This is a genomic window from Asaia platycodi JCM 25414, assembly GCF_000614545.1.
Lineage (GTDB): Bacteria > Pseudomonadota > Alphaproteobacteria > Acetobacterales > Acetobacteraceae > Asaia > Asaia platycodi.
Window position 1 is genome coordinate 26169 of the sequence record NZ_BAKW01000003.1, and the last position, 14201, is coordinate 40369.

At 59.1% G+C, this 14201-nt stretch carries 17 protein-coding genes and 3 pseudogenes; 6 read left to right on the plus strand and 14 right to left on the minus strand.

What is annotated here, in order from left to right; genetic code table 11:
* Window positions 1–49: 49 nt before the first annotated feature.
* Window positions 50–217 (minus strand): 50S ribosomal protein L33, encoded by a 168-nt coding sequence (gene rpmG, locus JCM25414_RS03400; protein WP_025840733.1) that lies wholly within the window; start codon window positions 215–217, stop codon window positions 50–52.
* Window positions 218–453: 236 nt separating this feature from the next.
* On the opposite strand from rpmG, the gene lexA reads away from it, so the two are divergent.
* Window positions 454–1170: a transcriptional repressor LexA gene (gene lexA / locus JCM25414_RS03405; RefSeq protein ID WP_025840734.1), complete on the plus strand. Its 717-nt coding sequence runs from the start codon at window positions 454–456 to the stop codon at window positions 1168–1170.
* 68 nt (window positions 1171–1238) lie between these two features.
* Here lexA and JCM25414_RS16680 read toward each other — a convergent pair whose 3' ends face one another.
* Genes JCM25414_RS16680 through JCM25414_RS23870 form a run of 3 tightly spaced genes read right to left on the minus strand, consistent with a single transcriptional unit; the run spans window position 1239 to window position 2645 of the window.
* Complete coding sequence (locus tag JCM25414_RS16680; RefSeq protein ID WP_369345994.1) at window positions 1239–2153, minus strand: aminotransferase-like domain-containing protein; 915 nt, start codon at window positions 2151–2153, stop codon at window positions 1239–1241.
* Window positions 2131–2442 carry a hypothetical protein gene (locus JCM25414_RS24390; RefSeq protein ID WP_242403320.1) on the minus strand — a complete coding sequence of 104 codons (312 nt, stop codon included), beginning with the start codon at window positions 2440–2442 and terminating at the stop codon, window positions 2131–2133. The genes JCM25414_RS16680 and JCM25414_RS24390 overlap by 23 nt, the downstream gene beginning before the upstream one ends.
* A gap of 20 nt (window positions 2443–2462) precedes the next feature.
* Window positions 2463–2645, minus strand: a complete 183-nt coding sequence (locus JCM25414_RS23870) for a hypothetical protein (protein ID WP_206777945.1) — start codon at window positions 2643–2645, stop codon at window positions 2463–2465.
* A gap of 103 nt (window positions 2646–2748) precedes the next feature.
* On the opposite strand from JCM25414_RS23870, the gene JCM25414_RS26420 reads away from it, so the two are divergent.
* Both JCM25414_RS26420 and JCM25414_RS16685 read left to right on the plus strand, forming a co-directional pair.
* Complete coding sequence (locus tag JCM25414_RS26420) at window positions 2749–3060, plus strand: hypothetical protein (protein WP_369345983.1); 312 nt, start codon at window positions 2749–2751, stop codon at window positions 3058–3060.
* A complete protein-coding gene (locus tag JCM25414_RS16685) occupies window positions 3039–3605 on the plus strand; it encodes a DMT family transporter (RefSeq protein ID WP_369345984.1) in 567 nt (188 codons plus the stop codon). The genes JCM25414_RS26420 and JCM25414_RS16685 overlap by 22 nt, the downstream gene beginning before the upstream one ends.
* Window positions 3606–3646: 41 nt before the next feature.
* Here JCM25414_RS16685 and JCM25414_RS24395 read toward each other — a convergent pair whose 3' ends face one another.
* The 5 genes and pseudogenes from JCM25414_RS24395 to JCM25414_RS26950 all read right to left on the minus strand — a co-directional run.
* Window positions 3647–3937 (minus strand): hypothetical protein, encoded by a 291-nt coding sequence (locus tag JCM25414_RS24395; protein WP_242403321.1) that lies wholly within the window; start codon window positions 3935–3937, stop codon window positions 3647–3649.
* A 649-nt stretch (window positions 3938–4586) separates the two neighbouring features.
* On the minus strand, window positions 4587–5192 hold the full coding sequence (gene pgsA / locus JCM25414_RS03425) for a CDP-diacylglycerol--glycerol-3-phosphate 3-phosphatidyltransferase (RefSeq protein WP_025840735.1): 606 nt from the start codon (window positions 5190–5192) through the stop codon (window positions 4587–4589).
* 112 nt (window positions 5193–5304) lie between these two features.
* Window positions 5305–5460: a helix-hairpin-helix domain-containing protein gene (locus tag JCM25414_RS26425; RefSeq protein WP_369345995.1), complete on the minus strand. Its 156-nt coding sequence runs from the start codon at window positions 5458–5460 to the stop codon at window positions 5305–5307.
* 114 nt (window positions 5461–5574) lie between these two features.
* Window positions 5575–6368 (minus strand): annotated as a pseudogene (locus tag JCM25414_RS26945) (excinuclease ABC subunit UvrC); the annotation flags it as partial.
* 107 nt (window positions 6369–6475) lie between these two features.
* Window positions 6476–6877 (minus strand): annotated as a pseudogene (locus JCM25414_RS26950) (excinuclease ABC subunit UvrC); the annotation flags it as partial.
* On the opposite strand from JCM25414_RS26950, the gene JCM25414_RS26440 reads away from it, so the two are divergent.
* The gene (locus tag JCM25414_RS26440; protein WP_025840738.1) at window positions 6806–7045 is read left to right on the plus strand and encodes a hypothetical protein; all 240 of its coding nucleotides are present in this window, start codon (window positions 6806–6808) and stop codon (window positions 7043–7045) included. The pseudogene JCM25414_RS26950 and the gene JCM25414_RS26440 sit on opposite strands and share 72 nt — an antisense overlap.
* On the opposite strand, the gene JCM25414_RS26445 is transcribed toward JCM25414_RS26440, so the two are convergent.
* On the minus strand, window positions 6991–7197 hold the full coding sequence (locus JCM25414_RS26445) for a hypothetical protein (protein WP_369345985.1): 207 nt from the start codon (window positions 7195–7197) through the stop codon (window positions 6991–6993). The genes JCM25414_RS26440 and JCM25414_RS26445 overlap by 55 nt on opposite strands.
* Before the next feature lie 297 nt (window positions 7198–7494).
* Window positions 7495–8483 (minus strand): annotated as a pseudogene (locus JCM25414_RS16700) (dipeptidase).
* Between the two features lie 78 nt (window positions 8484–8561).
* Between JCM25414_RS16700 and JCM25414_RS03450 the strand changes: the two are divergent.
* A complete protein-coding gene (locus tag JCM25414_RS03450; protein WP_025840739.1) occupies window positions 8562–9365 on the plus strand; it encodes an exodeoxyribonuclease III in 804 nt (267 codons plus the stop codon).
* Window positions 9366–9525: 160 nt separating this feature from the next.
* Here JCM25414_RS03450 and JCM25414_RS03455 read toward each other — a convergent pair whose 3' ends face one another.
* The gene (locus JCM25414_RS03455) at window positions 9526–10245 is read right to left on the minus strand and encodes a response regulator transcription factor (protein WP_025840740.1); all 720 of its coding nucleotides are present in this window, start codon (window positions 10243–10245) and stop codon (window positions 9526–9528) included.
* Between the two features lie 203 nt (window positions 10246–10448).
* Between JCM25414_RS03455 and JCM25414_RS03460 the strand changes: the two genes are divergently transcribed.
* Window positions 10449–10952 (plus strand): L,D-transpeptidase family protein, encoded by a 504-nt coding sequence (locus JCM25414_RS03460; protein ID WP_025840741.1) that lies wholly within the window; start codon window positions 10449–10451, stop codon window positions 10950–10952.
* Window positions 10953–10992: 40 nt separating this feature from the next.
* Here JCM25414_RS03460 and JCM25414_RS03465 read toward each other — a convergent pair whose 3' ends face one another.
* Window positions 10993–12837: a cation:proton antiporter gene (locus tag JCM25414_RS03465; RefSeq protein WP_025840742.1), complete on the minus strand. Its 1845-nt coding sequence runs from the start codon at window positions 12835–12837 to the stop codon at window positions 10993–10995.
* 50 nt (window positions 12838–12887) lie between these two features.
* Window positions 12888–14180 (minus strand): RsmB/NOP family class I SAM-dependent RNA methyltransferase, encoded by a 1293-nt coding sequence (locus JCM25414_RS03470; protein WP_025840743.1) that lies wholly within the window; start codon window positions 14178–14180, stop codon window positions 12888–12890.
* Between the last annotated feature and the right edge of the window lie 21 nt (window positions 14181–14201).

Genomic DNA, 14201 nt, shown 5'->3' on the forward strand with positions numbered 1-14201 from the left:
AAAAAAAGCGGCCTTCTCAGGCCGCTTTTTCTGTTGGTGAGACCCGATCTTACTTGATCTTGGCTTCACGGAACGCAACGTGCTTGCGAACGACTGGGTCGTACTTGCGCACTTCCATCTTGCCGGTCGCCGAGCGGGCGTTCTTCTTCGTGACATAAAAATATCCGGTCTCTGCGGTCGAAACGAGACGGATCTGGATGACGTTGCTCTTTGCCATGTGGTCCTCGCAAACTGATCTGTCGCTGCGCGCGACATGAACGGCAGCGTTTTCAAGCTGGGGGCTTAAATGCGTGGATTACGCGCGCAGGTCAAGTGTTTCCCGTAAAACGGTGGATTAATTTTGATGTTCCGGGGAAAAAATCTTGAAGAGATCGAAGCGAGAACTTAATAAGAACATAGTGATTCCGGGCTGACGCGGTTACAGACTACCCCGGCCCTGGAGAGAGGAACCCCATGCTCACGCGCAAGCAACATCAGCTCCTGCTTTTTATCGACTCCTATCTGAAGCGGACCGGGTTTTCTCCCTCTTTCGACGAAATGAAGGAAGCGCTCGATCTGCGCTCGAAATCGGGAATCCATCGTCTGATCTCAGCTCTTGAGGAGCGAGGCTTCCTTCGCCGCCACCATCACCGCGCCCGTGCGCTAGAGATCGTACGCCTGCCAGTCACCGAGGCGAGCACCACGCCGATCATCCAGCCTCCAGCATCTGACAGCGGCGGCTTTCCCCGCCTCGCCCATAGTCAGGAACGGACAGCGCCTTCTTCCGTCGACACCATGCAGACTGCCGTCGTCGGCGTGCCGCTCTATGGGCGCATTGCCGCAGGCCTGCCTATCGAGGCCTTTCGCGATTCCGGTGAGCAGATCGACATCCCGGCTGGTCAATTGACCAACGGGCAGCACTACGCCCTGCATGTCTCCGGGGATTCCATGATTGAAGCGGGAATTCTGGATGGAGACACCGTGATTATCCGTCAGGGTGAGACTGCAGAAAACGGCCAGATTGTCGTGGCGCTGGTGGATGATCAGGAAGTCACACTCAAGCGTCTGCGTCAAAAGGGCAAGTCGATCGCACTCGAACCGGCCAACGCCAGCTACGAGACACAGATCTTTCCTCTAAACCGCGTGCGCATCCAGGGCGTCCTTATCGGACTCTACCGTCAGTATAATTGAGCGCTGCAGGACATACGGAGCTGAAATAATCGTCTCCGGCATCTATCCTGCCGGTGCATCCCGTCCCATCAGGCTGCCAGGTGACCAATCAACCGATGTTCCGTCATCTGGGCGACGTTGAACCGCATGAAGCTCGTTGCCGCGCCTGACACGCTGAAGACAGCTCCGGGCGCCAGCACGAGTCCCTCTTTCAGAGCCCTGCGCGCCAGATCCGTAACGTCACAGTCTTCAGGCATTTTACACCACAGGCTGAACCCGCCTTCAGGCATGACAACCGGTGTGATTCCGATCGACGCCAGCTGTGCGGCCCCTTCCCTGCGCGCCTTGGCCAGCCGTCGATGTAGTGCTTCCATATGGCGCCGATAGGAACCGCCTGTCAGAACCTGCCTTACGATCTCGGCAGCGACCGGGCTCACTCCGGCGAACCCGGTCGCAATCTGCAATTCCCCGAGCCGCTCGATAATCTCGGGGCAAGCGGCCACATAGCCACAGCGCAGTGACGCCGAGAGTGTCTTGGAAAAAGAGCCGATCCGTATCACACGCGCCAACCCGTCGAGCGGCGCAAGACTTGCAAAGGGTCGCGGCGCGAAATCCGCGAAGATGTCGTCTTCGATGATTGTCAGAGCATGTGCCTTGGCCAGAGAGAGCATCTCATGCGCTTTACGCAGCGTGAGGGTGCTGCCTACCGGGTTCTGAAGACCCGAATTGGTGAGATAGACCCTTGGCGCTTCCTGTCGCAGCAGCGCGGCAAACGAGGCTAGATCGGGACCATCCGCCTTGCACGGCACGCCCATGACCTTGACGCGATGCACGGCCAGAAGCGCACGAAAATTGAAATAGCAGGGATCGTCGACCAGAACCGTGTCGCCAGGGCTGAGAATGAGACGACAGACCAGATCGACCGCCTGCGTGCCGGAGCCTGTCAGAAGTATCTGCTCCGGCGTGACAAGCAGCTGATCCTCAGCCAGCGTCGCGCCAGTAATTGGCGTAGTGGCAAAGGCCCCTGGCCGATCCGTATCCGGTCAGCAGAACACCCTCATCCCTCGACACGACGCGAAGGGATTGCCTGAGTGCAGTAAGAGGCATCCAGGATTCCGGCAGCCAGCCACATCCCGGTTGCATGATAGCCGGTTCGGCTTCGAGCGCCTGACGAGAGACCCAGAACGGATCGACCGCGTGGTCGCGTCTCATCCCCGGCACAGGAGCTGGAGACATGCCACCAGAGACAAAATAGCCCGATCCGGGGCGCGCATGGACCGTCCCGTCAGCCACGAGGCGCTCATATGCCTCGGCTATGGTCGAGGGCGAGAAGCCATGCTGTTGAGCGAGACGCCGAATGGAGGCAGGCGCTCGCCTTTCCCCAGACTACCTGAAGCAATACGCATCCGCACAGCATCGATGACGGTCTCGGTCCGGGTCTTGTCGCGCATGATTACCCGCAAATTGTATGGATACTGAATGCCATACAGTTTCATGCAACTGTACTGAACTGTCCATGGTCTCCTTGGTCCGACGAGAAGACACTGACCGTTCAGATCAAGACGCCGAGCGTCTCATGAGCAAGGACGGAGATCATCAATGAAGCAATCGAGCGGCTATGTCAGCGGCATGATCGGCATAGCCATCTTCAGTGGCTCCCTTCCGGCAACAAGACTTGCAGAAACAGGCTTCTCGCCCCTTTTTCTGACCGCGGCACGGGCCGCGCTGGCCGCTCTGCTCGGCATCGCTTTACTGTCCGTATTCCGACAAAAACGGCCACAACGCAGCACGCTACTGCCTCTCACGGTTGTCGCCCTCGGGGTTGTCATCGGCTATCCGTTGCTCTCTGCCTGTGCGTTGCAGCATATCGATGCGGTCAGATCTGCCATGTGGACCGGCTTTTGCCTCTGAGCACGGCGCTGTTTGCCGTGCTGCGCAACGGCGAGCATCCCTCAATTCGCTTCTGGATTTTCTCTCTTTGCGGCGCTGCTGCCGTACTCTTCTACGCGCTGACCCAGACCCATGGCGGGTCTCTCGCCGGGGACGGGCTGATGCTGGCTGCGATACTGGTTTGCGGCCTCGGCTATGCCGAAGGCGCCTCACTGTCGCGAAATCTGGGTGGGTGGCAGGTAATTTCCTGGGCGTTGATTCTGGCCCTGCCTCTCATGGCGGTGCTGGCCGTCGCCTGTCATCCCGCAACCTGGGAACAGATCACCCTATCGGCGTGGGGGTCACTGCTTTATGTCGCCTTCTTCAGCATGATGCTGGGTTTTGTGTTCTGGTATCACGGTCTGGCGAAGGGCGGCATCGCCCGTATCGGTCAATTGCAGCTTTTGCAGCCCTTCGGTGGCCTGGCGCTGTCAGCTCTGATCCTGCACGAGGCGATCCCGCCACTACTCGTCGGCATTACCTGCCTTGTTCTGCTTTGCGTCTTGGGCGCGAGACGCGCCGCTTGAAGGAAGTGCGATTCATGGACAGAACCACCTCTTACATGACTTCAATGGACCGTAGGCTTGTCCTTGGTGACACGCACCGTCCCGTCTGGGTCGATCTGCGTGCTGGTGCCGTCGCCATTAGGGATGACAATCGTCCCGCTACGGCTCGGCGAAATATATTTATGCGCGTTATCTTCGACAGAGGACGACAGCGACGGGCGCGTCGCGCCACGTACGCCGTTGACCACACCGTCATGCTCACCGATCGCGAGCGATCCACCGTCGCCAAGCTGGGTCCCGCTGGCGTCGAGCCCTTTGGTCATAGAGCCGAAATAGCTGTTTGTATCTGACATCGCATCGCGCAACCCGTTGGGTGACGCCTCGACGTCGCGCAGTCGGCAAAGGTTGCGGCGCTCCCGGCCAGATATTGCCGCTCTCCGGCAGGATCGGCATGGCGAGGTAAGCGTGCCCCTTAACCTTCTCCAGATTCTCCGACTGGCCATCAGGCATATTCGGATTAGCTCCTGGAAGGGTCGCCATATCCTGAATAGATTTCCCAAAACCGGAACAGCCACTCAAAAAGAGAGGAATCGCTAAAAGAGCGGCCTTTCGCATCATTTACTCCAGAGATGTCAGCCCTGCTCTTTTAAGCGTTAAGATCGCCCAAGGCCAGATACAGAAGATGTATAGGCTGGAATACTTGACCAATCGGCCCTTAAGCGTCGAAATTCGTGTCCTCTGCACTATCGCTTCCACTGCAGATCGAAGACCAGAATACGCGATGCGTGAGTGCGCCCGAGCGAAATGAAGGTGATCGGTACCCGTTGCAGGAGATGGTTCTCCTTTGACGTTCCGCCTTTCGAACGCGCATCGCCTTCGAAGGGCAGACCTGAAGTTATGTTCCATTCGTTCCCGCAGAAGCAGCGCCAGCGGATAGCAAGGCCCCTCTATCAACAGGAATAACCTAATTCTCTCAATACCCCGAGCGCTGGACTCGAGTTATCAGTGACCAATTTTCGCAGAAGATCCGTCTGGACGGTTGGCCAACATCCGCGACAACCCTGTCACGAGATAGCCCCAGCCGCTCATCACCGTGGGGATGACCGAGAACCAGAGCAGCACCGCGCCAAGCGTGGAAAATGAAATGGCGCCAAGCCCGATCATGCGCGGCATGGCGTCACCGGCAAGCAGACAACCGATCGCCACCATCTGGATACCGGTCTTCCATTTAGCCAGACGCGTCGAAGGGAGCGTTGCGCGCTGGCTTGCCATGAACTCGCGCAGGCCACTGACCATGATCTCACGGATCAAAATGATAATCGCCGCGAAAAGTGCACCATCGACCAACCGGCCATAGCCTGCCAATGCCATCAGCAGTGCCCCGACGAGCAGCTTGTCGGCAATAGGGTCCATCATCCGTCCCAGTTCAGATCCCTGCTTCCAGCGCCGGGCCAGCATACCATCGAGATAATCCGTGATGCAGGCCGCGATATAGACGATGCATGCCAGACCATCCGTCACCGGGCTGGCAAACGCGATCAGCACGATCAGCACCGGTATCGAAGCGATACGCAGCAGGGTCAGGATGTTGGGCAGGTCTGTCAGCATTAATCGTTCCTGAAGCCGCCGGGGGAGCCGCCGGGGGCGTTACCGAACCTCAAAGTGGGAATCATCCCCCATGATAGGATGGTGTCACCCCACCATCATAGTCACTCCGACCTCATTGCGGATGAAAAAACGCATAAATCGTGCGTGCGATTTCCGAATTGATTCCGGCTACCGAAATCAGTTCCTCCTCGCTTGCGCCACGCACGCCACGCACCGAGCCGAAGCGGTTCAGCAGGGCGCGTTTCCTGACGGACCCGATACCGGGCACGCTGTCCAATTCGGAGGTCTTGATGGCCTTGCTACGCCCGGCCCGATGCGTCGTGATCGCAAACCGATGCGCTTCGTCGCGCAGCCTTTGCAGGTAATAGAGCACCGGGTCATTAGGCGGCAACTGGAACGGCGCCCGTCCCTCCTGAAAGAACCACTCGCGCCCGGCGTCACGATCGGGCCCTTTGGCAATGGCCACAATCGGATGTCACGTACATTCAGCTCTTCCAGCACAGCCCTGACGGCATTGAACTGCCCGAGACCGCCATCAATCAGCAACAGGTCGGGCCAGTCCTGCGGGCGTTCATCCGGCGCATCGGAATCGCGCCTGCCGAAGCGTCGCTCCATAACCTCGCGCATCATGCCAAAATCGTCGCCGGGCGTAACCGGGCCCTTGATGCTGAATTTGCGATAGGCGCGTTTGGTAAAACCTTCTGGTCCAGCGACTACCATGACGCCATAAGCGTGCTGCCCCATAATGTGCGAGTTGTCATAGATCTCGATGCGCGCCGGAGGGGCCTCAAGCCCGAAAACAGAGGCGACACCGTCAAGCAGCTTGCTGACCCCTGCGCTCTCCGCCAAGCGGCGCTCCAGCGCTTCTCGCGCGTTCGTTTCAGCATGACGCACCACGTCTCGCCGCTCGCCGCGTTGGGGTTGCAAAAGCTCGACCTTGCGCCCACGCCTGAGACTGAGCGCCTCCGAAACCAGATCGAGCTCAGCCGGGTCGCAATTGAGCAGGATCTGTGGCGGCGGCGGCTTGTCGTCATAGAACTGCAGGAGAAACGCGGTGAGGATATCGGCAGCCTGATCGTCATCCGCATGCTCGGGGAAAAACGCCCGGTTCCCGTTATTACGACTGTTGCGGATAAAGAAGACCTGAAGACACGTCTTTCCCGCCTGCTGCCACAACGCAATGATGTCGCATCGCCAATGGATGCCGGATTGATGATCCCCGATTCCTGCATGCTGGAAAAACCGCGTATGCGGTCACGTATCGCTGCCGCACGCTCGAATTCGAGTGCCTCGGAAGCCTTTTCCATTTCTTCGACAAGTGCCTGCTGCACGTCTGTGCTTTTGCCGGAGAGAAACTGCTTCGTCTCGTCCACCAGAGCGGCATACTCCCCCGGTGTCACACGATCGACGCAGGGTGCCGAGCAGCGACGGATCTGGAAAAGCAGGCAGGGGCGTGTACGCGTCGAAAGCACAGAATCGCTGCAGGAGCGCAGCAGGAAGCTCCGCTGGATCAGATTGAGAGTCTGGTTAACGGCCCATGCCGAGGCAAATGGTCCCCAATAAGTGGCGTCCTTGACTGGTCTGCCACGCTGTTTGGTGATCTGGGGAAAGTCATGCCCTTCCGTAAGCATGATCCAAGGATAGGATTTATCGTCTCTAAGCAGGATGTTGAAGCGCGGCTTCATCTTCTTGATGTAATTCGCCTCGAGAAGCAGCGCCTCCGCTTCCGTGCGCGTCGTGACGATCTCCATCGAACGCGTCAGGCTGACCATGCGGCGCAGGCGCTCAGGGAGCTGGTTCAGACGCAGGTAGGACGAAACGCGCTTCTTGAGGCTGAGGGCCTTGCGACATAGAGCACCTCCCCTTTGGCGCCGAGCATACGATAGACACCCGATGACAATGGTATGGTCCTGAGCGCCTCGCGGATCGCGTCTGCGCCCTCTTTGGGTACCTCTGGACCGGCAAGACCAGCAGCGCTTTCTCTCCCCTGCTCCGCGCCACTCACGGCTGCAGGCCTGGCATGGACATGGCACAAACTTCATCCACGGAACATGTGGATAAGTCTGTGGGGGATCGCGTGACAAATTGATGACGGGCGCAGTTTGGCGCGCTTTGCGACGCTTTGCCTATTTTTTGTGCAGTGAACGATAAGGCATTGAAAATTAACAATTTTGCCAATCCGTATGGAAGAAACAGCGTCAAGACCTTGGAATCACAGGGTGTCAATCCCGGAACTGGCCGGAAAGTGGACAAATTTTGCATCCCGTCACACAGAACGATCCTGTTTTGTTCGAAGTTCCGTTCAGCGCGGCTCCGACTGCTCCAGAACGCGCAGAAAATTGCCGCCCCAGATGGCCGCGAGGTCGCTCTCGGCAAACCCTTCCTGGCACAATGCTTCGGTGACCGACGCGGTCTGGGAGCATCCGCCCAGCCCTCGATCTGACCACCGCCATCGAAATCGGACGATACCCCCACATGGTCGATGCCGATCAGATCGGCCACGTAACGCACATGACGGGCGAGATCGGCGACCGAGGCCCTTCCCTGCGCACCCGGCTTGAGGAAGGACGACATGGCCGTGATCTGGATCACGCCCCCGCGGTCGCGCAGAGCACGCAACTGCTCGTCATCCAGATTGCGCGGATGGTCGCAAAGGGCACGCGCACAGGAATGACTGGCGACGATCGGCTGCGAAGACAGGGCAACCGCCTGCATCATGGTAGTTTTCGCCGCGTGAGAAACATCAACCACAATGCCGGTCTCGTTCATGCGAGCGATCACGGCACGCCCGAGCGATGAAAGCCCATCATGCAGGGTGCGTTCATTGCCCAGAGCAGGAAGCGGAATCGCGGCATCGGCCAGATCGTTATGGCCGTTATGGGTCAAGGTCATATAGCGCACGCCGCTAGCGGCCAGCCGATCAACACGCGAGAGATCGCCCCCCAGCGCATGGCCATTTTCGACTGCGGGCACCACGACCACGCGTCCCTGCGCCACGGCTTCACGCAGCGCGTGAACCTGTGAGCAGACCGAGACTGACTCGCTGGCCAAGCCATTGATGACGTCGAGCATGGCCTGAACACGCTCCCACGCCTGCTGGCACGGCCCGGCTTCAAGTCGGGTCTGGGGAATATAGGCGGCCAGGCAGACAGCCTTAAGCCCCCCCGCACGAAGCTTGGGCAGATCGACCTGACGCTCGGGTGAGCCGGACTGGAAATCGCGACGGTCGGGCCAGGGAATGTCAATATGGGAGTCGAGCGTCAGAAGACGGTCATGGATATCAGAAGTCATGGTTGTCTAAATGGTCTATTACAACGCTCCCGCAAGAGGTATTCCTGCACTTCCTACCAATTTGAGAGGTCCGGTCCCATGCGTCTGATGACGTGGAATATCAATTCGTTGCGGCTGAGACTGCCTCTCCTGCAGCGCCTGGTGGAAGAACAGAACCCGGACATCATCTGCCTGCAGGAAACGAAGGTCCCGGACGCCCTGTTTCCAACGGATGCCCTGCGCGAACTGGGCTATCCGCACCAGCATTTTCTGGGGATGAAAGGCTATAACGGGGTCGCCATCCTCTCACGCCATGCTGTAACCCCGCTTGAGGCCGTGCCCGACTGGTGCGGCAAGAGCGATACCCGCCATGCCGGCATCCAGTTCGAGACCAGTGCAGGGCCGGTCATCCTGCATGATTTTTATGTTCCGGCAGGCGGCGACATTCCTGACCCGGCGCTGAACGACAAATTCGCCCATAAGCTCGCCTTCCTGGAGGAAGTGACCTGCTGGTTCAGGGAAAACCCGCCCATGCGCTCGATCGTCGTCGGCGATCTGAACATCGCCCCGCTGGAACATGATGTCTGGAGCCACAAGCAACTGGCCACCGTGGTCAGTCACACCCACCCGGAAATAGAGAGGTTGAAGGCCTGGCAGGATACCGGCTTTGTCGACGCCATGCGGCTCGTCGTACCCGCGCAGGAGAAGCTCTACACATGGTGGTCCTACCGTAATCGTGACTGGAAGCTTTCCAACCGAGGGCGCCGCCTCGATCATATCTGGCTGACGCCGGATCTGGCTCCTGCGCTGACGGGGATGGAGGTGCTCCGTGACGTGCGTGACTGGGTCAGCCCGTCGGATCACGTGCCTGTGATCATCGACCTCAATCTGGGTCTTGTCTGAGACGCTTTTTCCCCGGCGCCGCCAAGTGAGGAGACAGGGGCATCCCCCCCCCTCTTATCATGCTGCAATCGCCAGACAGTAAAACGCTCTCCACGCCAGAAGACAAAAAACCCGGCACCTTTCGGACCGGGCTTTCTGACAATCAGTCCCTGAGGGCGTTTTAGCCCATCAGGGCGTCACTGCCTTCCGGGTTCAGGCGGTAACCACCACCTTCCGTCAGAAGCAGGGACGCATTTGCCGGATCGGGCTCGATCTTCTGGCGCAGACGGTAGATATGCGTCTCAAGCGTGTGCGTCGTAACCGCAGCGTTATAGCCCCAGACTTCGTTCAGCAACACCTGACGCGCAATCGGGCGATGCCCGGCGCGATAGAGATATTTCAGAATCGCCGCTTCCTTCTCCGTCAGGCGGATACGGCGGTTCTTTGCCGGCTCCTGCAGGATCTTGGAAGAAGGACGGAACAGGTACGGACCGATCGGGAAGACGGCATCTTCGCTGTTTTCAAACAGACGCAGCTGGGCACGCAGACGCGCCAGAAGCTCGGCGATGCGGAACGGCTTGGCGACATAGTCGTTCGCCCCGGCATCGAGCCCGCGCACCACATCGGCTTCGTCATCCGAACCCGTCAGAATGATGATCGGCATGCGAATACCCTGACGACGAAGCTCGGCGCAGAAATCGCGACCATCGCCATCGGGCAGGGTTACGTCTAGCAGAATGGCATCGACACGCACATCGGTGACACTGAGCCTTTCTTTCGCTTCGGCAACAGAGGCAGCCTGAATGGGCTCGAACTCACCCTCGAGCTTGAGCTGTTCGACCAGGAGTTGGCGAAGCGTATCGTCATCGTCAACAATCAGGACAGGACGCGGACCAGGCATGTATAACCTTCTCTCACCATCTTTGGGGGAGTACCCCTGAGCCAAGACCACAATTCTATAACCAAGAAAGTGCCTTGTTTTGACCGGAAGACTTACACGGATATCGTGACAACGCCAATGCGATCGGAGCCGCCACCCTCGCCGATACCGGCGTTTAGATGAAATTTACCTTTAAATTAATGTTCAGGCGTGAGGTTTGTGACATGATCGTCATATTAAGACATGGTGAAGGGCGTTCCGGGACACTTTTCGTCAACAATCAACGCTTCCCGGCTCTGATTGGCGCGGGTGGAATCAGAACGGACAAGTCAGAAGGTGATCAGGCCACCCCCGTGGGATTTCTCCCCTTTCGACAGGTTTTCTACCGGGCAGACCGCGTTTCACGCCCTCAGACAAGATTGCGTGTCGAAGCGCTCAGCCCTGTCGATGGCTGGTGCGACGACCCCACCCATCGCGACTACAACAAACACATGTCCCTGCCGCATGAAGCGCGGCATGAACGGCTCTGGCGCGACGATCACTGCTACGATATCTGCGTAGTTCTCGGCTGGAATGACGATCCGATCATGCGCAATCGTGGTTCTGCCATCTTCCTGCACCTGCCGCCCGATAGCGGCGTTACGGAAGGCTGCATCGCGCTGACAGAGCTACTGCTTCGTCAGCTGATTGCCTCGGATGCGACCGGTATAGAGGTGCGTAACGACTGAGTCCGACTTCAAAGGAAGGTTGTGTGGCGCCGTGTGACCCCTAGCTACGCTCGCGCTCTGCGTTCTTTGCTTCCTCTTCAGAAGCAGGTTCGACAGGGGGCGCCATATAGACCAGCAGATCGCCTATCGCGGGCGTCACCGGAAACTGATCTTCTGCCGATCGGATGGAGATGGATTGACCGCGGCGGATAGACAGAAAATCCAGACGGTTGGGCACTGCGCCGAAGGAGGCAGCGCTTGCTTCATCAGCCATTGCAGTAGCAAATCGCCAGCCTTTCTCGAAAAGCATGTCAATCAGCGTGAAATTCCAGGACGGGTCGCCAAGTAGCTTGCCACGCGCATCGCGTGACAGACCGTGATAGAAATCGAGCCGCGCCACGCCGGGGCTGATCTGGAATACGCGCTGGCGTCCCATATGCGGCGCCATATGGGCGCAGACGAGGCCATTATAAATGGCGTCTGCCGTTGTCGAGATGAGGTAATCGGCAGGGCGCTCTTCCAGCGCCTCTTCACCAAATTGCGAGAGCAGCTCAGCGCGCAGAACCGGAACACCCTGACGCATGGCCGGAATCAGCGTGTTAGAACGATTATCGACCAGCAAAATAGGAATACCTGAGGCACTGAGGCATTTCGAAAAATCGATCGACCAGGACGAGGCTCCGACGATCGCCAGTGCAGGCTCGTTGGAAAGCGTCAATTTGAGCCAGCGCGCGATAGGGCGCAGCGAAAAACCATGGAAGATCATCGTGCCGCCGATGATTGCGAAAACGGCGGGCATGATCAGATCGGCGCTATGATAGCCGGCATCGGTCATACGATACCCTGCGGCACCCGCCACCGCAGCGGCAACGATGCCGCGCGGGGCTATCCAGGCGACGAACAGACGCTCCTGCCATTTCAACCCGGTGCCGATGGTCGAGAGAAAAATTGCCAGCGGGCGAACGCCGAACATGACGGCAGCGGTCAGCAGACAGATCGGCAGCGACAGATGGGCCAGCACCTCGCGATGCAGATCGGCCGTCAGCATGATGAACAGAACCGCCACGACGAGAACGACCAGCGATTCCTTCATGCGTCGCAATTCGGAAAGTCCCGGCACATGCAGATTGGTCAGCGCCATGCCAAATACGGTCGCACCGACAAGCCCGGCGCCTTCCATGCTCATATTGCACACGCTGAAAATCAGGAGCGCGAGCGTCAACAGCAAGGGGGTCTTAAGCGGTTCAGGCATGAGATCGCGCACAAAGAGATAACGCACGAGATAAGCAGGCAGAATGCCCACCGCCAGGGATTCAGCGGTCGAGGCTAGCAGATCGGGCAGCACCGTGGTCAAGAATACATCGGTGCCAATCGGCACCCGGGTTGCGACGACCTGGAGTACCACGGCGGCCAGAATGGCGCCGATCGGATCGTTGATGATCGCTTCCCAACGCAGGAATGCCGCCACACGGGGCTGAAGCTTGTTATGACGCAGCAGAGGCAGCACCACGGTCGGGCCGGTTACGGTAATGATAGCACCGAAGAGCGCCGCCACCCCCCACTCCATATGGGCGATATAATGCGCTGCCGACCAGCCGAGCACCCAGGAAATGGGCAAGGCTAGCATGGTGAGACGCGTTACGCCCTCGCCTGCTTCGCGCAGCTGCCGGAAATCGAGCAGTAACCCGCCCTCGAACACGATGATCGCAACCAGAAGCGAGACGAGCGGGCGAAAAATCCAGCCCAGCGCCGCAGAGGGATGAAGAATGCCCAGCCCCGGCCCGAAGATCAGGCCGAGTGCAAATAACAGGACGATGGCAGGCAGGCGAAAACGCCACGCGACCCATTGCGCGCCAATGCCCGCCCCAAGGGTGAGCAGCAGCCCGATAAACATTGCCAGCGCCATTAGTCCGCCCTCACCCCTGCCCGTTCAAAACAAAACGCCTTGCGACGTGCTCACTGCGCCTTGCGCTGAAGAATAGCAGCGAAAAAGCCGTCAGTTTCATTGCGATGCGGCGTGAGCGCAAACCCGCTCTCGCTGCGCAAGGACTCAGGCAGCATGTCGCCTCCCGCTGCTACGCGCTCGAAACGGTCGTTACGCGCCAGGAACGCAGAAACCTGCGCTTCGTTTTCCTCATTGAGCAGCGAGCAGGTCGCATAGACCAGACGGCCGCCCGGCTTCACCAGCGTGGAGGCGCGATCAAGAATATCCGCCTGCTTGGCCTGCAATTCGATAATGTCCTGCTCGACCAGCCGGATGCGGGCATCAGGGTTACGCCGCCAGGTGCCCGTACCAGAGCAGGGAGCGTCAACCAGCACGCGATCAAACGCGCCCGCGCGACGCTTGACCCATTTATCGCCGCTCACCAGCAAATGACGTTCGACATTGTGAACGCCAGCGCGACGCAGGCGCTTGACCGCCCCTTCGAGACGCGGCGAGGAGACGTCACAGGCGACGATCTGCCCCTTGTTTTCCATCCCCATGGCGATGGCGAGCGTCTTGCCACCCGCCCCGGCACAGAAATCGACCACACGCTCGCCCGGCTTCGCATCCAGTGCTCCCACGATGAGCTGACTGCCCTCATCCTGGATCTCGATAATGCCGTCGCGGAAGCTCTGTGTCGCCGTTACCGGCTGACGTCCGGGAAGACGCAGCCCCCATGGCGAGAGCGGTGTCGGAGTGGCCGTAATCTGCTCGTTGCGTAGCGAACGGATTGCATCCTCACGATGCCCCTTGAGCAGGTTCGCACGCAGATCGAGCGGCGCAGCGCCATCAAGCGCCGCCATTTCCGTCTCCAGCGCCGGGCCGAAAGCCCGTTCTAGATAAGGATGCAGCCAGTCGGGATATTCCAGGCGCACCGGCCCCGGCATATCCGGGTCGTTCAGCGCTTTTCCGCCGAGAACTGCAAGAGCGGCATCTTCACGCGAGGTCAGATGGGATTGGGCAAAACGCTCGCCATTGAACAGGCTACGCACCGTGCCGATCTCCTCACCACCAAGCATGAGCGAGGCGGCGCACAGCGTACGAGGAGAGGCCCCACCCGGAATATCGCGCAAATGCCAGTGCAGGCGGCGCCACTGCCGCAGCACATCCCAGATACGGGCAGAAATGACCCGGCGATCGCCGCCGCCAATATAGCGGCGGTCGCGGAAATAGGCATTGGCCGTCGCATCTGCGGGTCGGCGGGGGGCAGCCTCGATGGCGCAAAGCAGATCGATGGCAGCTGAAAGTCGGGCGGCGGGAGTCATGCTCCCGCGCTTACAAGTTTT